Here is a 19,239-nt window from a genome sequence, read left to right on the forward strand (position 1 = left end):
AATTTGCCTGGCGGCAGTAGCGCGGTGGTCCCACCTGACCCCATGCCGAACTCAGAAGTGAAACGCCGTAGCGCCGATGGTAGTGTGGGGTCTCCCCATGCGAGAGTAGGGAACTGCCAGGCATCAAACAAATAACAAAGCCCTGTACGCAAGTACGGGGCTTTGTTATTTGCTGCAACCCGGTAATTGCCTTTTCGGGCAGAGAGTAGGACAAATCCGTCGGGAACGGATTTGAGCAGCGCATGGCGCTGACCCGAAGGGCGCAGGGCAGGAGCCCGGCGTAAACTGCCAGGCATCAAACAAAGTAAAGAACCTCAGTCGAAAGACTGGGGTTTTTTACTTTAGTGCTACACGGGTTTCACTACTTTGGGATATTTGAGCAGAAGTCAGTAGAAGAAGCTTATGCATGCAGTGTGGACGTCGCAGAATGCTGATGCTCGTTTAGTGACATGCATTTGGCCGGAACTGGGGCATGTATTTTATAAAGAGCAACAGGATATGGTATTTCTCTGGCTGGATCACTGGTTGAAGCCATAAATGAGAAAGGCTCCCGAAGGAGCCTTTTTACAGAGTAGGCATTTAATGCTGTGAGCTTTGGGAGATCCCAACGCCAGTTTGTGAACGAACGAATTGTGAAAAGAAACGCAGTCTTTCCTGTTGTCCAACCAATGAATTGTCGGTGATTGAAAAGAACCATGTTCCTACGAAAGCCACAATCATTGAGAAGAGCGCGGGGTACTCATACGGATATATTGGTTTAGCGTGACCCAATATTTGTACCCAGATAGTAGGTCCGAGAATCATCAGCACGACAGCCGTTATCAGTCCTAACCAACCACCAACCATGGCACCGCGGGTAGTCAGTTTTGCCCAATACATAGAAAGAATAATGATTGGGAAATTACAGCTGGCTGCGATAGAGAATGCCAGACCCACCATGAAGGCGATATTCTGCTTCTCAAAAAGAATCCCCAATCCGATGGCGACAATACCGAGGATTATTACGGTGATTTTGGAAACCCGTAGTTCATCCCTTTCTGTCGCTTTACCATCTTTCATGACGCTGGCATAAAGGTCATGAGAAACAGCAGAAGCACCTGCAAGGGTCAGACCGGCAACGACGGCAAGAATAGTAGCGAAAGCAACGGCGGAGATAAAACCAAGGAAGAAACTACCGCCGACAGCATTGGACAAATGTACTGCGGCCATATTGTTACCACCCAGCAATGCTCCAGATGCATCCTTAAATGCCGGATTTGCACTGACTAACAGGATCGCACCAAAACCGATGATAAAGGTCAGGATATAAAAGTAACCGATAAAACCTGTTGCGTAGAAAACGCTTTTACGAGCTTCTTTTGCATCATTGACAGTAAAGAAGCGCATCAGAATATGCGGCAATCCGGCGGTACCGAACATCAGCGCCAATCCCAATGAGAGTGCTGATATAGGATCGGACACCAACCCTCCAGGGCTCATGATTGCAATCCCTTTCGAATGAACTTTTATCGCTTCAGTGAATAACGTATTGAAATTGAAATTCACCGATTTCATAACCATCAATGCCATAAAACTTGCGCCGGCAAGTAATAACACGGCTTTGATGATCTGTACCCAAGTTGTGGCTAACATCCCACCGAAGAGTACATAAAGCACCATAAGGATCCCGACCAGGATTACGGCAATATGGTAATTGAGCCCAAACAGTAACTGGATGAGTTTACCGGCACCGACCATTTGTGCGATCAAATAGAGAGCAACGACGACCAGAGAACCACAGGCGGATAATGTACGGATAGGTTTCTGCTTTAATCTATATGAGGCAACATCTGCGAAAGTATATTTACCCAGATTTCGCAGACGTTCGGCAATCAGGAATAGAATGATTGGCCAACCTATCAAGAAACCAATGGAGTAAATCAAACCGTCATAACCTGAGGTATAAACCAGTGCAGAAATACCCAGGAAGGATGCCGCAGACATAAAGTCACCTGCGATCGCCAGACCGTTTTGGAAACCCGTTATCCTACCACCAGCAGTATAGTAATCCTGCCTTGAGCGGGTACGCTTGGACGCCCAATAAGTAATATAGAGTGTCGCACCCACAAACAGGATAAACATGATTATTGCCTCTATATTCAACGGTTGACGCTGAACATCCCCGCCTATGGCAGCAGCCATAGTCAATGAGGGAAAGGCAAACAATGCCAGTAGTATTAATCTCTGGTTCCTCATTTATTCACCTCACGGACAATCTCATTAGTAAGACGATCAAATTCTCCGTTCGCGCGAAAGACATAAATACCCGTCAACACAAAAGAGATCACAATAAGGCCAACACCAACGGGTATTCCCCGGGTAATACTTGAACCCACAGAAATAGGTGTACCCAGCCATTGAGGATAAAAGGCAATCAGCAGAATAAAGCTAACGTATAAAGCCAGAGTGATCAGAGAAAGCAGCCAAGCAAAGCGCCCTCGCTTTTGCACCAATTCCCTGAAACGCGGATCTTTGTCAATCCTTTGATAAATATCGTCATTCATCGAAGAGTCTCCTGTGAGGCATTGATTGATAGCGCCGCGCTCAGGCGGCGTAAATTATGACGTTACTTTCATTGATTGTTTTTCTTCCAACAACTTCTCAACGACGCCTGGATCGGCAAGAGTCGAGGTATCTCCAAGATTCGAGGTATCGCCAGCAGCAATTTTGCGTAGAATTCGACGCATAATTTTTCCTGAGCGAGTTTTGGGCAGAGAATCTGTCCAGTGCAGAATATCCGGTGTTGCTATTGATCCTATTTCTTTCCGTACCCAGTTACGTACTTCGGTATAAAGTTCAGGTGAGGGTTCTTCACCATGGTTGAGCGTGATATAAGCGTAAATCGCCTGTCCTTTAATATTATGTGGGATCCCAACTACGGCAGCTTCTGCGATTTTTGGATGTGAAACGAGAGCTGATTCAATTTCTGCTGTACCCAGGCGATGGCCAGATATATTTAGCACGTCATCGACACGGCCAGTTATCCAGTAGTAGCCATCTTCATCACGTCGTGCACCATCTCCGCTGAAATACATGCCTTTAAACGTTGAGAAGTAAGTTTGTTCAAAGCGGTCATGATCGCCAAATAGTGTACGTGCCTGACCTGGCCAGGAATCGGTAATAACCAGATTTCCCTCGCTTACACCTTCCTGCGGCTCGCCCAGATTGTCGACCAAAGCCGGTTGTACACCAAAGAATGGGCGCGTGGCGGAACCGGCCTTCAGCGCAGTGGCTCCGGGCAGCGGCGTGATCATGAACCCACCCGTCTCTGTCTGCCACCAGGTATCAACGATTGGGCACTTACCGTTGCCAATCACGTTGTAATACCACTCCCATGCTTCCGGATTAATTGGCTCGCCGACAGAACCCATAATGCGCAATGATTCACGCGAGGTCCCTTCAATGGCTTTGTTACCTTCGGCCATCAGGGCGCGAATCGCCGTAGGTGCAGTATAAAGAATGTTCACTTTATGCTTATCAACTACTTGAGCGAGACGATTGGCCGCCGGATAATTTGGCACCCCTTCAAACATTAGCGTAATTGCGCCACACGCCAGCGGACCATAAAGCAAGTAACTATGCCCCGTAACCCAGCCAACATCGGCAGTACACCAATAGATATCACCGGGATGGTAATCAAACACATACTTGAATGTCATAGCGACATATACCAGGTAACCGCCCGTGGTATGTAACACCCCTTTGGGTTTGCCAGTTGAGCCTGAGGTATAAAGAATAAAGAGGGGATCTTCGGCATTCATCTCTTCTGCTGGGCATTCCGCTGACTCACCTTCAATCAGATCATGCCACCATAGGTCGCGGCCTTCCTGCCAGAAACCTTCTTTACCCGTGCGTTTGAATACCACGACATTGGTGATGCTTTTAACGTTGGGATTGTTAAGTGCTTCGTCGACGTTTTTCTTTAATGGGATGGTGCGGCCAGCCCTCAGGCCTTCATCAGCAGTAATCACCAATTTTGCGTTGCAGTCGACGATACGTCCGGCGACGGCTTCGGGTGAAAATCCGCCAAAGATAACCGAATGTATGGCACCAATGCGTGCGCACGCCAACATAGCGACGGCTGCCTCTGGCACCATTGGCATATAAATCGCAACGACGTCCCCTTTCTTCACGCCCAACTTCTTCAGGACATTGGAAAACTGGCAGACGTCGTGATGGAGTTCTCTATAGGTAACGTTCTTACTCTGCTGGGGATCATCGCCTTCCCAAATGATGGCAACCTGATCGCCACGCTCTGCCAGATGCCGATCGAGACAGTTGGCTGCGAGGTTCAGCGTGCCGTCTTCAAACCAGCGAATACTGATATTTCCTGGTTCAAAAGACGTGTTTTTAACCTTGGTGAAGGGCTTGATCCAGTCAACAATTTTTCCGTGTTCTGACCAAAATGTCTCAGGATCTTGTACTGACTGTTGGTAGTAGTGCTGGTACTGTTCAGGGTTAATCAGGGCATGCTCTGCAATGTTTGCAGGAATAGAGTGTTTATGTACTTGGCTCATGTGTGCTCTCCTTGAAGTTGTTAATAATATGTCAACCAAAGGTTAATAGTAGTCTGCACTGATTCTTTGTTTCTTTTTTGGGCGGCAGATCACGCAACAGCGATGAGGGTATGTTTATTTCACATAAATTAACCACTTCTGCGCACACGTTGAGCATGGCAAAGTGCTTGAGTTATGCAAATGAGCATCTTGAACAGAAAAATCAGCATAAAGATGGGAAAGGTGTTTTTGGGAAAATTTTAAGGAAAGAATTCTTGAGAGTGAATTACGGCATGTAGTAAATGGTCATAAATAGGGATAATTTGATTGTTCTATAACGTTCTTAATGAATCAGATTTAGCTAATAATAATTTCCAATTATTGACTGATATTCTATATTAATTTCAATTCGCGTTCTTATTGTTCCAATTATCTCTCTCCGACGAATAATACGTTGCCACGAGAAAGGTTGTAAAATTTCGGCTGACAACAAAACATTTGAATAACATAAAATATACATTTTATTCATGCCCCATCGTTCAATTATTATGCAAAAGAGTCACTTTTTTTTCTGGTCTTCTATTCCTATATGAGATATTCAACGGAACACATAAAAATAATTATTTTTTAATAACATTAACTTATGGCAACTATAGTTATGCATAAATTTTGTATATGCCCGGATTGGATGAAAAGTCAGCAGAAAAGAAGGCTTGCAGAGAAGCGGTTTGAAATGATACTGATAAAATTAGCGTGCGACTGACGGGAAGTTGCAACGTGCATCTTATTAACTATAGCCCGTATGTAATGATTAAGTATTCTCTTAACAGCATCGTTCAGGTTCTGTGAAAGATTATCTTGAGGACTTTTTTCGCTATGAAAAGTATAAAGATCAGCCTCGCATGGCAAATTCTTATTGCGCTATTTCTAGGTATTATTGTTGGTGCCATTTTACATAACCAAGCTGAATCAAGAGAGTGGCTGGTTGGTAACATTCTTAGTCCGGCTGGGGATATCTTTATCCGGTTGATTAAGATGATTGTTGTGCCCATCGTGATTTCGACACTGATTGTCGGTATTGCTGGGGTAGGGGATGCGAAGAAGTTAGGCCGCATTGGATTGAAAACCATTATCTATTTTGAAGTGGTCACTACGGTTGCGATTGTAGTGGGAATAACATTGGCTAATGTTTTTCAACCCGGAACCGGGATCGACATGTCGACACTTTCGGCTGTTGATATCTCTCAGTATGAAAAAACGACAGAAATAGTACAAAGTGGTACGCATAGCCTGGTCGGAACGATTCTGTCGTTGATTCCGGCAAACGTGTTTGCTTCGATGGCCAGGGGCGACATGCTGCCGATTATCTTCTTCTCGGTGCTGTTTGGGTTGGGTTTGTCATCTCTTCCCAAAGAAACCAAAGAGCCATTGCTCAAAGTCTTCAAAGCTGTTTCTGAAAGTATGTTTAAGGTCACGCATATGATTATGCGTTATGCCCCTATCGGGGTGTTTGGACTGATTTCAGTAACCGTGGCGAATTTCGGTTTTGCTTCGTTGATACCTCTCGCCAAACTGGTTGTGCTGGTGTACGCAGCAATTCTCTTTTTTGCTCTGATTGTACTCGGCATTATTGCGCGTATGTGCCAACTGAGGATCTGGACACTCATTCGTATCCTGAAAGACGAGTTGATTCTTGCCTATTCTACAGCCAGCTCAGAAACCGTATTGCCCCGAATTATTGAGAAAATGGAGGCGTATGGTGCTCCTAAGGCGATCACGAGTTTTGTGGTACCGACAGGTTATTCATTCAATTTAGATGGTTCGACGCTTTATCAGAGCATCGCAGCGATATTCATTGCTCAACTTTATGGCATTGATTTATCTCTGGGACAGGAAATTATCCTGGTTCTGACGCTGATGGTGACATCGAAAGGTATTGCTGGTGTGCCGGGAGTCTCTTTTGTCGTCCTGCTGGCCACGCTGGGAAGTGTGGGCATACCTTTGGAAGGACTGGCATTCATTGCGGGTGTCGACCGGATATTGGATATGGCCCGTACAGCCTTGAATGTGGTGGGGAATGCCCTTGCTGTACTGGTCATTGCCAAATGGGAAGGTCAGTTTGATGTTGAAAAAGCGCGGGCCTATGAGGTTGAGTTTCTCGCCAGTTCCCCTGTTAGCGCTGAACAATCTTAATAACGACAGATGAGTTTAGGGGGTATCGTACTATTGAGTACGGTACCCTCTTGCTAGAGATAGCCAGAAAGTCTCCCATCATTGCTGTTCCCCTGCCGAAAAGATTAAACTTCCCCTGACTTCCTAATCTGGAGTAAATCTGTGGGCACTCCTTTCATTGAAAATTTCGAATGGATCTCGATTCCCGTCGCGGGCACAAAAAGCGAGATCTACCCAGGGCTGATTGCCCGAAGCCGATTTAATGTGAAAACCTATCATCCAGAGTTATTTGCGCGATTCGATATTGTTTTACCGGCATCTCTGAATAGAGCAGTACCGAAAAGACAGGCGGAGTTCCTGGCTGGCAGATATCTTGCCGAACAGGTTCTAACGGAGTTGGGGCTGGAGAAGTTTGAACTTCAGTCTGGGGAAGATCGCGCGCCACAGTGGCCAGAAAGAATTCGCGGTTCTATCAGTCATAATGAAAACACGGCACTTTGTGCTGCGCATAGCGGTCTCTCGTCCTCGAGTGGGGTCGGTGTGGATATTGAAACATACCTTTCGCAAGAGCGCGCTGAAGCCTTATGGGGCATGATTATCAATGAGCAGGAGAAAAGTCTCCTCACCGCCAGTTCGGGTTCTTTTGCCCATCAATTAACGGTGGCATTCTCGGCCAAAGAGAGTCTTTTTAAAGCCCTGTATCCTCAGGCTCGACGCTACTTTGATTTTCTGGATGCAGAGTTGGTACGGATCGATCCATCAGCCGGTTATTTCGAACTGGTGCTACTCAAGGATTTACACGTGGACTACCTGCATGGACGCGTATTTCAGGGAACCTATCTGGCAGGTGAGCATGATGTGATCACCTTTATTACCTGCGAATAGATAAATCTTGGCTGTAGAGAGGGGAAAAGGTATGCCAATGACTCATTTTGAACAACGTGATTATGCCAATCAACATTTTCATGAATTAACAATGCCTTCACTTGTGCTCAGCAAGATTGAATTTTATGGCTGCAGTTTCGACCATTGTGACTTCAGCCTATCAAAGTGGCAAGAATGCAAGTTTGACCAATGCGAGTTTATCGATTGTGATCTCAGTGGAATAAACCTAAAGGGCAGTCGTCTTAATGGCGTGGTCTTCATTGGCTGCAAATTGATTGAAGTAGATTGGACTCTGGTGAAATGGCCACAAATAGCGATTAGCGATCCACTTAATTTTCAACAATGTATCTTACACGACAGTACTTTCTTTGGATTGAGTATGTCTGGAATGGTGATGAGTCGTTGTAAGGTGCACGATGTCGATTTCAGCGAGGCGGATCTCACGTCGGCAGATTTCGGTTATAGCGATCTATCGGATGCGTTATTCCGTAATACCACGCTGGTGGAGGCTAATTTCGTCGGTGCTGAATATTATCGTATTGATATATTTAATAACGATATTCGCCGTGCCAAGTTCGAACTGCCTGAGGCCATGAGTCTGTTGAACAGTTTGGACATTGAATTGCAGTAGGCGGATCGTGCCCTGAGTTGCGTGCTGTCAGACGATGATCCGGGTGATGAAAAGTAAAAAATCTGCTAATCGGTTATGCCGTAAATCCTTAACAAAATTCACCATATGGTAAGAGTCCGTCTACACTTGGCATAGTGCTTTGCTCGCTATTGATCCTCTGGTATTGATGAAAAATCTCTGATGCAGGAACGTATTAGGAGCTGAAATGAATACAGAATTAACGAGTAACAAGATGCTCAGTGTCGATGAAATAAAGAAAAATGTCATCAGTAAACTAAAGTACAGTTTATGTCTGGAGGTTGAAGCCGCAACGAATGCCGACATTTTCAATGCATTGGCACTCACGATAAGGGATTATCAGCTTGATGGGTTCTTCAATACGCGGAAATTACAGAAAAAAGAAAAATCCAAGCGCCTCTATTATTTATCCATGGAATTCTTGCTCGGTCAGTCTCTGCGTAATAACCTCACAAATATCGGATTGCTGGAATACGCCAGGCAAGCGGTCAGCGAACTGGGGTTTGATTTTGAAAAGATTACAGCAGAAGAGCCAGATGCGGCTTTGGGCAATGGTGGTTTAGGTCGCCTGGCAGCTTGTTTTATAGATTCCATGGCTACGCTGGATATCGCTGCCTCGGGGCACGGCATCAAATATGAATATGGTTTATTTAAACAAGCTATACAGCACAATAAGCAAGTTGAACAACCCGATGATTGGCACTCCACACATTCCCCATGGTTGATTGAGCATCACTCGCAATTAATATTAATCCCCATTGGTGGCAATATAGAAGAGAATGAGGACAATGAAGCGAATTACAATCCTATGTGGATGGATTGGAAAGTCATTGTTGGTATACCTCACGATTATCTGGTGACTGGCTACGGAGGGAAAACGGTAAATACACTGAGGTTATACAGCGCGGGTGCTTCTGATTCTTTTGATGTACATATCTTTAATCGTGGTGATTATCTTCGCGCGGTCAGTCAAAAAATAGCCTCGGAGAATATCTCGAAAATACTTTATCCAGCGGATGAGATCCAATCGGGTAAAGAACTACGTTTGACGCAAGAGTATTTTCTTGTTGCCTGTACATTGCGCGATATTTTTAATGATTATGCACAACTCTCCTCAGACATTACGGCACTGCCTGAATTCGTTGCCATCCAGCTTAACGACACCCATCCCGCGTTGGCGATCGTTGAAATGATGCGCATTCTGGTGGATGAGCATCGTCTGGATTGGCCCGCGGCGTGGGACATTACGCAAAAAACCTGTGCGTTCACCAACCACACATTAATGCCTGAAGCGCTGGAAACCTGGCCCGTGGCTTTATTTGAAAAGCTATTGCCGCGCCACCTGCAAATTATCTACGAAATCAATCATCGCTTTCTTTCTGAAGTTGCTAGGAAATGGCCCGATAAACCCCATCTGCTGGCTTCATTGTCATTGTTTGAAGAAGGGGCAGAGAAAAAAGTTCGTATGGCTAACCTCGCAATCGTTGGTAGTCATAAGGTCAATGGAGTTGCCAGGTTGCACTCGGAACTGATTAAACAAACGCTTGTTCCTGACTTTTATTTTATTACGCCTGAAAAATTCACCAATCAGACCAACGGCGTCACGCCCCGCCGATGGCTCCAGCAAGCAAACCCCAGCCTGGCCCAGTTTTTGACCCACCAGTTAGGCAATGGCTGGGTCACCGATCTCGACAAGTTGCAGCGGCTGCAAAAATTGGCAAAGGACAGCAGCGTCGTGGAGGAAATCCAGGCCGTTAAGCTCAGTAACAAGCAGGCACTTTGCCGTCATATTGCATTCCAACAAGGGATTCAGCTTGATCCATTGGCTATGTTTGACTGCCAGGTGAAGCGCATCCATGAGTACAAACGACAATTGCTGAATATTCTGCATGTCATACATCTGTATTTAGAGATTGTGGAGTCAGGTCATAACCAAACGCCCAAAGTGCATTTATTTGCAGGTAAGGCCGCACCGGGCTACGCCATGGCAAAGTTGATCATTCAACTTATTAACGAAGTGGCACAAAAGGTCAACAGCGATCCGCGGGCAAAGGGGCAGCTCAGCGTTCTGTTTCTTGAGGATTATAAAGTCTCACTGGCCGAGCATATTATTCCCGCCACCGATCTTTCTGAGCAAATATCTACCGCCGGTACAGAGGCTTCCGGTACCAGTAATATGAAATTTGCCATGAATGGCGCCCTGACCATTGGAACCCTGGACGGCGCGAATATTGAGATTCGCGATGCCGTCGGAGAAGAAAATTTTTACCTGTTTGGCGCCGATGCAGATGAAATCAATACCTATCGGCATAACGGTGCGCATAACCGGGTATATCAAAACCACAACCCAGCGATTAACGCTGCGGTCGACGCGTTGATATCTGGCCGATTTAATCCGGACACCTCTGTTTTCAGACCTATATATCACATGCTCACCGAAGCCGATCACTATTGTCATTTACTGGATTTTGACAGTTATCGTATTGCCCAGAACCAGGCACAGGCTGACTTTTCTCAGCAACTGGAATGGCATCGACGAGCGCTGTTGAACATTTCCAGCATGGGCAGTTTCTCCAGCGATCGCACGATCAAAGGTTACGCCACGGAAATTTGGGGGATACGTTCTTGATATAACCCCTCGTTTCTTCCTGAGGCAAAGGATCTCTTATGGAACAGTTTATCCATAGTCATCCATCCGAGGCGATGGAGGTGACGGTACTGATTGTAGATGACTCAAAAAGCTATCGGTATTTGATGGCAACGTCGTTGACGAAATGGGGATTCAAGGTCTGCGAGGCGGAAGATGGAGAGCATGCGTTGCGCCAGTTGGAACAACAACCCGTGCATATCGTGATCAGCGACTGGGAAATGCCGGTGATGAACGGCGTTGACTTGTGTCGGGCTATCCGCAGCCGCGACTTTGGTCATTATATCTATGTCATCCTGGTGACGGCACGGCAATCTCTTGAGGATATGCTGACGGGCATGGATGCCGGGGCCGACGATTTTTTATCCAAGCCGGTTAATCAGAGTCAACTTCGCGCGCGATTGCACGCCGCCGAGCGCGTACTGTTGCTTGAGAATACGTTGGCAGCACGCAACGAAAAAATTTCCTATGCTTATCGGCAAATCGAATCCGATTTGCAGGCTGCAGCAAAACTGCAGCATAGCGTTCTGCCAGCCCATAACCTGGTTCTGGAAGGGTTTGAGGCCGATTGGATGTTTCTTCCCTCGGCGTATGTTTCCGGGGACCTACTGAATTACTTCTCGCTGGACGAACGGCATATCGCATTTTTCAGTGTTGATGTAGCAGGCCATGGCGTCAGTGCAGCTATGCTTTCTTTGGCCGTCGCGCGGGAGTTTATGACTGGCCGTATTAGCAACCAGTTGTTGGTGAGCCAAAATGCAGCAGGAGAATGCTTTCCGGTCGCACCCCATCAGGTGGTGAGGGAACTGAATCAGCGGTTTTGCATGGATAATGACGAGGTCTTCAGCTATTACACGCTGATTTATGGTGTGATAAATACGACTAATGGTCAGGGGATTCTCTGTCAGGCTGGGCATCCGACGCCTTTTATTATTCGCGCCGCAGGTGAGCTATGTACTGTCGGACTTGGGGGAATGCCTGTAGGGCTATTTTCTGACGCAGAGTACGAAGACTGTCATTTCTCCCTCGACATCGGTGACCGTCTCTATCTGTACAGTGACGGGATTATTGAGTGCGAAAATGACCAGCAGGAACTTTACGGTGAACAACGATTACAGCAATTGTTAGGCGAGTATCGGATATTACCTAAAAGTCAGGTATTTGATCGTGTGGAGAATGCGCTGAATATCTGGCGCAGTCGTGAACCCGAAAACCGGCAGGAACAGGATATAAAAACCACCCGTTCTTTTAACGATGATATATCCCTGATGGCGATTGAACGTATGAACTAATTGAACTTCTGAACTAGTTGAATGAATAGGCAAATCGCCTGCTGCTACAGGTGCGAAAGGCATATCAACCGCAAGATTACGCTTAAGGAGTTATAATGAACTTTGATATTCAGTCTGAAAATGGGATCGAAATTATTGTTCCGCTGGTACGTCGCCTCGATGCTTCGGTAGCAGGTGTGTTTAAGCAGGAGATACTGTCTTTTATTCAGCAAGGAAAAAACGATATCCTGCTGGATTTTAGCCACGTCGACTTTATTGACAGCAGTTGTCTTGGCGCCCTGGTGTCAATACTCAAAACCATCAATGGTAATGGCGATAGCGAACTGGCGCTTTGCTCACTGAACAGCAATATTCAGCATATGTTCAAGCTGACGCGGATGGACAGAATCTTTACTATTGGTAACGATCGTGCGTCAACGCTGCAAGTAATGACTCGTTGAAACAAGCTACGATCCATGGGGGGAGGGCGTATGACAAGTGTCAGCACCACACTATGTTTACCGGCATCGCTGGACAGTCTGGCGGCACTGAGCAATGCGCTCTATGACTTTGTTGCTCCCTTTGCGCTTGATCCCTCTCTGGTTTATCAGGTAGATCTGGCTTCATGTGAAGCATTTACCAATATCGTCAAACATGCGGTGAAATATGATGAAAATCAGGAGATTATTGTAACTCTTGGCCATGACGGTTGCCATCTGACGTTAACGTTGTCTGATGCGGGGGTCGCGATCCCAGACAAGATCCTGCGTCAATGGCCGCGCTCATCGAATCTTTTGCCCGACCCACTTCTCCAATCCACCTGGCCAGAAGGTGGAATGGGGCTGATATTGATTCAGTCCATGATGGACGACATCAATTATAAAACGGAAGATGGGTATAACATTCTTAGATTAACCAAACATTTACCCAATAAAGGTCCATAAACCTTTCACTCGGCTTCTTTTACCGTGACGAGCGAGGCCCGTAACTGTTCACACAGTTCATCCAGGCCGATGTTTTGCGCCATAATTCCAGGCAGATTGCTTGCCGTGGCAGCCTGTTCTATCTGGCTCAATCTGTATTCCAGCGGTGTACAAACAAAGTGGAGGCATTCACCTTTTAGCTGATGGGCGCTACGCCGGATAGCTTCAAAGTCCTGTTTTTCTATGGCGGCGTGCAGTAATGCCAAGAGAGAAGGCAACTCATCGATAAATATCATCGCCAGTTGGTTAAATAACGTTTTATCGTTGTCCAACTGCGCCAAGGCTTGGGTGTAGTCGAAAAGCGGGAGCTCTGGTATTTCCAGGCTGATGTTCCGTACTCGCTGAATTTCAATGGCCAGATTTTCCAGTAAAATGGGTTTACTGATATAACCGTCAAATCCGTGGGCCAAACACATTTCCTTATCGCCTTTCATGGCGTGTGCGGTCATGGCAATGATGGGTTGGTGTCGCCCTTGTCGCTCTTTTTCATTGGCACGAATATGCTGTACGGCCTCAATCCCATCCATTTCAGGCATCTGCAGATCCATCAGAACCACGTCATAATGGCCTTGCTCCAATTTCTGTAGCGCCAGTTTGCCATTGCCCACGACCTCTGAAGTATGGCCCAGCTTGCGGATGAAGTTGATCGCCAATTGTTGATTGATGAGATTATCTTCGGCAACCAGAATGTGAGAACGGCTGCCCACTTCCGGCACCGACTCCGTTATTACTGGCAGGGGTTTGTTGGTCTCTTCCAATATCAGAGTGCGTATGATGGCCTCTTGCAGTTCGGCGGCATCAATCGGTTTGGTCAGGAAACTCGATACACCGACTTTTTTCAGTACGGCGGTGTCAATCCGATTGCCCATGGAACTGAGCATGATCAATTTGCATTGGCGCAGGCTGGGCGTGGACATAATCTCCAGCGCTAACGCCATGCCATCCATCTCCGGCATTTGTGAATCCAGCAGAATCAAGGGAAAGCGCTGACCCGTACCCAGTAACTCCAATGCCGCCCGGCCAGAGTTTACTGTGCGAGGCTTGAACCCCATATTGCGCAACATATCAAACAGCAGTCGCAGGTTGGTTTCGTTGTCATCCACCGCCAAAATGTCCAGGCCTTTCAGTGCTGCAGGCAATGCGGTTATCGGGCGTAAAGAGCTCAGATCAGAACCAGTGCTGAGTGGCAGGGAAAAGTAAAAGCAACTCCCGTGCCCCGGTCGGCTGGATACTTGCAATTTCCCCCCCATCATCCCCACCAGCCGGGCAGAGATAGTCAGCCCCAAGCCAGTCCCACCATACTTGCGCGTGGTCGAACTGTCCGCCTGACTGAAGGACTCGAAGATGATCGCCTGTTTATCCTCAGCAATACCGATGCCGGTATCGGTAATACTGAACGTCAGCATGCCGGGTGGTGAAAGCGAGGGGACGATGCGAAGCACCACTTCGCCTTCATGCGTGAATTTAAGCGCATTGCCAATCAGATTGGTGAGGATCTGCCGCAAACGAAGCGCATCTGTGTGGAGCGTCAATGGGACATCTGGATCGATATCCACAATCAACTCAGGCCCCTTTTCTGAGAATTTGGACATCAGGGGCCGGGTGATTTCATGAATCAAGGTCCGCAGAGTGAAGTCCTCTGGCTCCAGGGCGATTTTCCCCGCCTCAATTTTTGAAAAATCCAGGATATCATCAATGATCTTCAGCAACGCCCGTGCGGAGGAATACACCATATTAATGTAGTCGCGTTGTTCACTGCTCAGGTTGGTCTCCAGACACAACTGGGTCATCCCCAGAATACCGTTCATCGGCGTCCGTATTTCATGGCTCATATTGGCGAGGAATTCACTCTTGGCCTTATTGGCCGCATGGGCAAGCTCGACGGACTGCTGGGATGAGACTTCGGCCTCTTTGCGCTCAGTGATATCCTGCAAAGTACCGATTGCCCGCTGTACCTCGCCTTGTATGCCAAGACTGATGATTTGCCCCTGAATCAACGCCCAGCGGTAGTCGCCGCCACGGTGTTTGACGCGAACTTCACAGTCAAACATGGGCAAAACCGCGCTGTTGGCCTGATGAAGGCAATGCAGCACCTGCGGTAAATCATCGGGATGAACCACCTGTTGCCAAAGGGCTGAGGTAAATACATTACTCTCGCGACCCACGCCGAGTAGCAGTAACAGCGCATCGTTAACCTGTAAGCGATCCTGGGCACATTCCCAATCCCACACGCCAATATGAGACGTTTCTGCCGCCAAAATGAAATCGTTATGCAGCATCTGCCAGGAGTTGGCGATCCTGGCATAATGGGTGATATCGGTATGCAGGCTGACAATACCGCCATCAGGTATACGGTGATGTTGCAGATAAAGAGTGCGCTCTGGCAGGTTACACACTTCATGATAGCTCTCTAGCCGATAGTTATTGAGCGTTGCTTCAGCCAGTTGTGACTTATTTTGCAGGTGTGGAGAGGTAGGGTTGGAGTTGATAACGGAATCGATGACGTCCTTCAATGAAATACCTTGCTGAAGATGCCCTTTTATTCCGGGGTAGTATTCTTCCACCTTACTATTCCAGTAGCACAACCGCTCTTCCTGGTCATACACCATCAGTGCAGTCTGGGTGGAATCCAATGCGGATAACAAAAGGTTATTTTTCATCATGACCTCCCTTTAATTGGCATCATGATGCAGTTCTGCCTGGCGCCGCATGAATTCCAGCCCGGGAGCCATAAAAATCGCCCACGCCGTGAGTATCTCCTCATCACACAAAGGATCCAGATCGCGTACGGTTTGCAACACCGCCCGGCGCCAGTAGGCAAAAACGGAAGCAGGTAGATTGAGGCCTTGCTCATTTTGTTCCCTGGCGACATGTTCAAGGTAGTCGGAGGCGATGTAGGTGGTAGCGACAGACAGCATGTAGAAAAATGATTTATAGATTATTTTCTGCCGTTCCTCATGCATTTGAGGGCTCGGCAGGTCATTAAGCTCCAGAGTGCTTTCGATAAACAGCGAATAGAAATGGGAGAAGAACGTTTCCCCTTGATCCGCCGCAGTAATGCGGTCATAGCTGTTATTGAACAACACTTCATAATTTGTGCTCATATCATTTTCCTTCAGCCTTTGGGGTATTTTCTAGGCAGGCAATGATTTGGCCAATTAAAGATATGCTTCCTCCGTGCGAACAGCAGCGCAAGATCAGTACGATAGGTGCCATCATCGGCCGGTCTATTCAAAGGATAGATGCGGACGAGCCGAATTGGCAAGATGAGCAGAATAATGGTTCGACAGTCAGAGATGGGCAGAAAGCCATCATGCCCAGACCTCCGGCTATACGGAGGTCCAGACGTTCATAACCAATTACGCCTATTCTGGTAACCGAATACGCACTATTTCAGTAAAGAATTCTGCGCCAACCATTAATATTTCATCATTAAAGTCATATAACGAATTATGCAAGGGTATATAACCTGCGCCATCTTCCTCAACGCCATTACCGATAAATACAAAGCATCCTGGTACTTTTTGTAAGAAAGTCCCAAAATCTTCTGATGCCATCATTGCTGGCACATTACGGTCAACATTATCTTTACCGACTATATTTTGTGCAGCCTCAAGAGCGACATCAACGCATTCGGCCCAATTAACCGTTGGCGCAAATTCATGAGTATATTCGAATTCACATTCAGCATTGTTCATTGCGCAAATATGTTCACAAATAGAACGCATGCGTTCTTCAATGAGCTTTTGTGCTTCAGGATCGTAGCTACGAGTGTCCCCTTTGATTTCAACGTGTGTTGGAATAGCATTTCGTACACCATCGGCATGTAACTCGGTACAGGAGATAACAATGGGTATACTAGGATCAATATTACGGGAAACAATAGTTTGTAAGCACAAAATTATTTCTGCCGCAATCACCAACGGATCTTTTCCCATATGCGGACGAGAGGCATGCGTACCGAATCCTTTGATGCGAATAACAAAATTATCTTCACTTCCCATAATGCCACCAACGCGAGTGGCAATAGTTCCCTTTTTAATACCAGGCATATTGTGCATGCCATAGATTTCTTTAATATTAAATCGCTCAATGACTCCATCAGCAATCATTGCTTTGGCTCCCCATCCAGGCTCTTCTGAAGGTTGGAATACAAAACAAACCGTGCCATTAAAGTTTTTTCTTTCTGCCAGGAGCTTAGCGGCACCCAGTAAAACGGAGGTATGGCCGTCATGACCACAAGCGTGCATTCTATTGGGTGTTTTTGATGCATAAGATAAATTACTGGTTTCGGTTAATTGGATACAATCCATATCTGCACGAAGACCGATAACATCAGCACCATCACCACATTTTAATATTCCTACCACGCCTGTTTTACCAATATTGCGATGAACTTCCAGGCCCATTGCAGTTAATTTGTCAGCAACAAAATCAGCTGTTCCCGTTTCTTCAAATGCACTTTCTGGATTTTCGTGTAGATGATGTCGCCATTCTATCATTTGCTTTTTTAATTGCTCTTGGCTCATTTTATCTATCCTTCTTAACGAGTTGCGATTTTTTAAGAATAACATTAAGTAAAATATTAGCACCGTTGACTAAAATTTCAGGTGTCTGATCGAATTAAAATAAGGTAATCATTAAACGTGTTGATTGGCTTTATATGTTTTAATCATGACAACTCCTTGATCTGTTTACTCATCACACGAGTTTTGACATCAGTCTCGTAATCCCATTTTGGATCTTTAATGCCACTCTTTTTTTGCTGCACATAATCACGAAGTGCGAAAATGACGTATTTTGAAAGAAGCAGTAGGGCAGGCACGTTAAAGATAATCAACATAGCAGCAGCAAAATCGACAAGTTCCCAAATTGTTGCGACGGGGATCATTCCGCAAATAATCACAAGTGAGCAACAAAGCAGACGATAAAGCTGGGTAATAACCTTATTGTCGATAATCCACCGAAGATTAACTTCACCATAATAGATATCTGCAATGATTGATTTAAAGCCAAAAAGCACCATTGCAATGAAAACAACATGTTTTCCCCAATCGCCTACACCAAGATTAAACGCAAATTGAGTCAGTTCAACCCCAGTTTTTCCGCTACTTAAAGAACCCGTAAGAAGAATGGTAAATGCTGTACAACTACAGACAATTATTGTGGTAAAGAAGGTGCCAAACATGGCGGTAAAGCCTTGTGTTACTGGATGGTTCACAATTGCGGTCGCATGCATACTCGGTGTCGTCCCGTTACCGGCATCATTAGAAAACAGTCCGCGGGCAACGCCATATCGAAAAGCCATATAAATTGTATATCCGGCGGCACCCCCAGCCGCTGAATCGAAATTGAAGGCTTGTTTTATAATTAATGCTAATATCTCAGGCAGTTTTTCGACATTAGTTGATATGATGAATAGCGATAAACAAATATAACCCACTGATAAAAAAGGAACGAAAAATGAAGCAAAATCACTAATGCGTTTAACACCGCCAAAAATAATAACAGAAACCAAGGCGACGAGAACAAAACCTATCAGTGAGGGATGAACATCAATTACCCCTTTTGTGGCTAATATTACTGAGTTACCTTGAACCATGGCGTAAAAAAAGCCCATGCCGATAATCATGCTGATTGAAAATGCAATGGCTAACGGTTTGCAATTTAAGCCCCGAGATATGTAATATGCCGGGCCTCCACGATATGTTCCATCGCCATTACTTTCACGGAATAAAATAGCGAGTATCGCTTCACTGAAACTGATCCCCATCCCTAAAATAGCCGTCATCCACATCCAAAAAATGGCACCTGGCCCACCGGAAGCCAACGCTGTTGCTACACCCACTAAACTTCCTGTTCCGACCTGGCTACTTAATGCCGCACACAGGGCGCCAAAACCCGATACGCCTTTTTTATCTACTGATTTTTTATTGTTGGTTAATGCATTGAATAATTGAGGAAAATAACGAATTTGAGGAAACGAAAGGCGGAAAGCAAAAAAAATGCCAGTGCCCAGCAGCAAACCGGCAACGAGCCATCCCCAAAAGATATTATTAATTGTTTGTAAGAATTCCATGGTGTACCTCTTATTGTC

14 protein-coding genes, 1 rRNA gene and 1 pseudogene are annotated in these 19,239 nt (G+C 46.1%); 9 read left to right on the forward strand and 7 right to left on the reverse strand.

Annotation, left to right across the window (positions count from 1 at the left end):
• Positions 1-6: 6 nt before the first annotated feature.
• Both rrf and DRI82_RS24200 read left to right on the forward strand, forming a co-directional pair.
• Positions 7-122 (forward strand): 5S ribosomal RNA (gene rrf, locus DRI82_RS02905).
• 280 nt (positions 123-402) lie between these two features.
• A pseudogene (locus DRI82_RS24200) lies at positions 403-537 on the forward strand (hydrolase); the annotation flags it as partial.
• A gap of 42 nt (positions 538-579) precedes the next feature.
• Here DRI82_RS24200 and actP read toward each other — a convergent pair.
• The 3 genes from actP to acs are packed head-to-tail and all read right to left on the reverse strand — an operon-like array spanning position 580 to position 4,556.
• A complete protein-coding gene (gene actP / locus DRI82_RS02915; protein WP_114192021.1) occupies positions 580-2,235 on the reverse strand; it encodes a cation/acetate symporter ActP in 1,656 nt (551 codons plus the stop codon).
• Entirely contained in the window at positions 2,232-2,543 is a 312-nt protein-coding gene (locus DRI82_RS02920; RefSeq protein ID WP_114192022.1) for a DUF485 domain-containing protein, read from the reverse strand. Before DRI82_RS02920 ends, actP begins: the two co-directional genes overlap by 4 nt.
• Before the next feature lie 54 nt (positions 2,544-2,597).
• Positions 2,598-4,556 (reverse strand): acetate--CoA ligase, encoded by a 1,959-nt coding sequence (gene acs, locus DRI82_RS02925; RefSeq protein WP_114192023.1) that lies wholly within the window; start codon positions 4,554-4,556, stop codon positions 2,598-2,600.
• 855 nt (positions 4,557-5,411) lie between these two features.
• Between acs and gltP the strand changes: the two genes are divergently transcribed.
• The 7 genes from gltP to DRI82_RS02960 all read left to right on the forward strand — a co-directional run bounded on the left by gltP (position 5,412) and on the right by DRI82_RS02960 (position 13,103).
• Positions 5,412-6,728: a glutamate/aspartate:proton symporter GltP gene (gene gltP / locus DRI82_RS02930; protein WP_114192024.1), complete on the forward strand. Its 1,317-nt coding sequence runs from the start codon at positions 5,412-5,414 to the stop codon at positions 6,726-6,728.
• 141 nt (positions 6,729-6,869) lie between these two features.
• A complete protein-coding gene (locus DRI82_RS02935; RefSeq protein ID WP_114192025.1) occupies positions 6,870-7,592 on the forward strand; it encodes a 4'-phosphopantetheinyl transferase family protein in 723 nt (240 codons plus the stop codon).
• Positions 7,593-7,629: 37 nt separating this feature from the next.
• Positions 7,630-8,223 carry a pentapeptide repeat-containing protein gene (locus DRI82_RS02940; protein ID WP_157967998.1) on the forward strand — a complete coding sequence of 198 codons (594 nt, stop codon included), beginning with the start codon at positions 7,630-7,632 and terminating at the stop codon, positions 8,221-8,223.
• Between the two features lie 205 nt (positions 8,224-8,428).
• Entirely contained in the window at positions 8,429-10,870 is a 2,442-nt protein-coding gene (locus DRI82_RS02945; RefSeq protein WP_245956759.1) for a glycogen/starch/alpha-glucan phosphorylase, read from the forward strand.
• A 38-nt stretch (positions 10,871-10,908) separates the two neighbouring features.
• Positions 10,909-12,180 (forward strand): PP2C family protein-serine/threonine phosphatase, encoded by a 1,272-nt coding sequence (locus DRI82_RS02950; RefSeq protein ID WP_245956760.1) that lies wholly within the window; start codon positions 10,909-10,911, stop codon positions 12,178-12,180.
• A 95-nt stretch (positions 12,181-12,275) separates the two neighbouring features.
• Positions 12,276-12,620, forward strand: a complete 345-nt coding sequence (locus DRI82_RS02955; protein WP_114192027.1) for an STAS domain-containing protein — start codon at positions 12,276-12,278, stop codon at positions 12,618-12,620.
• Positions 12,621-12,650: 30 nt separating this feature from the next.
• Positions 12,651-13,103, forward strand: a complete 453-nt coding sequence (locus DRI82_RS02960; RefSeq protein WP_157967999.1) for an ATP-binding protein — start codon at positions 12,651-12,653, stop codon at positions 13,101-13,103.
• Positions 13,104-13,108: 5 nt separating this feature from the next.
• On the opposite strand, the gene DRI82_RS02965 is transcribed toward DRI82_RS02960, so the two are convergent.
• From DRI82_RS02965 to DRI82_RS02980, 4 genes are all read right to left on the reverse strand, one after another.
• Positions 13,109-15,805, reverse strand: coding sequence for a response regulator (locus tag DRI82_RS02965; RefSeq protein WP_114192029.1), 2,697 nt, complete (start codon positions 15,803-15,805; stop codon positions 13,109-13,111).
• 9 nt (positions 15,806-15,814) lie between these two features.
• Positions 15,815-16,246, reverse strand: a complete 432-nt coding sequence (locus tag DRI82_RS02970; protein WP_114192030.1) for a Globin — start codon at positions 16,244-16,246, stop codon at positions 15,815-15,817.
• Positions 16,247-16,507: 261 nt separating this feature from the next.
• A complete protein-coding gene (locus tag DRI82_RS02975) occupies positions 16,508-17,671 on the reverse strand; it encodes a M20 aminoacylase family protein (RefSeq protein ID WP_114192031.1) in 1,164 nt (387 codons plus the stop codon).
• 143 nt (positions 17,672-17,814) lie between these two features.
• Positions 17,815-19,221: an alanine/glycine:cation symporter family protein gene (locus DRI82_RS02980; protein ID WP_114192032.1), complete on the reverse strand. Its 1,407-nt coding sequence runs from the start codon at positions 19,219-19,221 to the stop codon at positions 17,815-17,817.
• Positions 19,222-19,239: the final 18 nt, after the last annotated feature.

Source organism: Edaphovirga cremea (assembly GCF_003332275.1).
Taxonomy (GTDB): Bacteria; Pseudomonadota; Gammaproteobacteria; order Enterobacterales; family Enterobacteriaceae; genus Edaphovirga; species Edaphovirga cremea.

Coding starts and splice junctions, on each gene's coding strand:
- DRI82_RS02955 (WP_114192027.1), top strand. CDS start 12,276: ATGAACTTTGATATTCAGTCTGAAAATGGGATCGAAATTATTGTTCCG.
- DRI82_RS02980 (WP_114192032.1), bottom strand. CDS start 19,221: ATGGAATTCTTACAAACAATTAATAATATCTTTTGGGGATGGCTCGTT.
- DRI82_RS02950 (WP_245956760.1), top strand. CDS start 10,909: ATGGAACAGTTTATCCATAGTCATCCATCCGAGGCGATGGAGGTGACG.
- DRI82_RS02970 (WP_114192030.1), bottom strand. CDS start 16,246: ATGAGCACAAATTATGAAGTGTTGTTCAATAACAGCTATGACCGCATT.
- DRI82_RS02940 (WP_157967998.1), top strand. CDS start 7,630: ATGACTCATTTTGAACAACGTGATTATGCCAATCAACATTTTCATGAA.
- DRI82_RS02920 (WP_114192022.1), bottom strand. CDS start 2,543: ATGAATGACGATATTTATCAAAGGATTGACAAAGATCCGCGTTTCAGG.
- actP (WP_114192021.1), bottom strand. CDS start 2,235: ATGAGGAACCAGAGATTAATACTACTGGCATTGTTTGCCTTTCCCTCA.
- DRI82_RS02965 (WP_114192029.1), bottom strand. CDS start 15,805: ATGATGAAAAATAACCTTTTGTTATCCGCATTGGATTCCACCCAGACT.
- DRI82_RS02945 (WP_245956759.1), top strand. CDS start 8,429: ATGAATACAGAATTAACGAGTAACAAGATGCTCAGTGTCGATGAAATA.
- gltP (WP_114192024.1), top strand. CDS start 5,412: ATGAAAAGTATAAAGATCAGCCTCGCATGGCAAATTCTTATTGCGCTA.
- DRI82_RS02960 (WP_157967999.1), top strand. CDS start 12,651: ATGACAAGTGTCAGCACCACACTATGTTTACCGGCATCGCTGGACAGT.
- acs (WP_114192023.1), bottom strand. CDS start 4,556: ATGAGCCAAGTACATAAACACTCTATTCCTGCAAACATTGCAGAGCAT.
- DRI82_RS02975 (WP_114192031.1), bottom strand. CDS start 17,671: ATGAGCCAAGAGCAATTAAAAAAGCAAATGATAGAATGGCGACATCAT.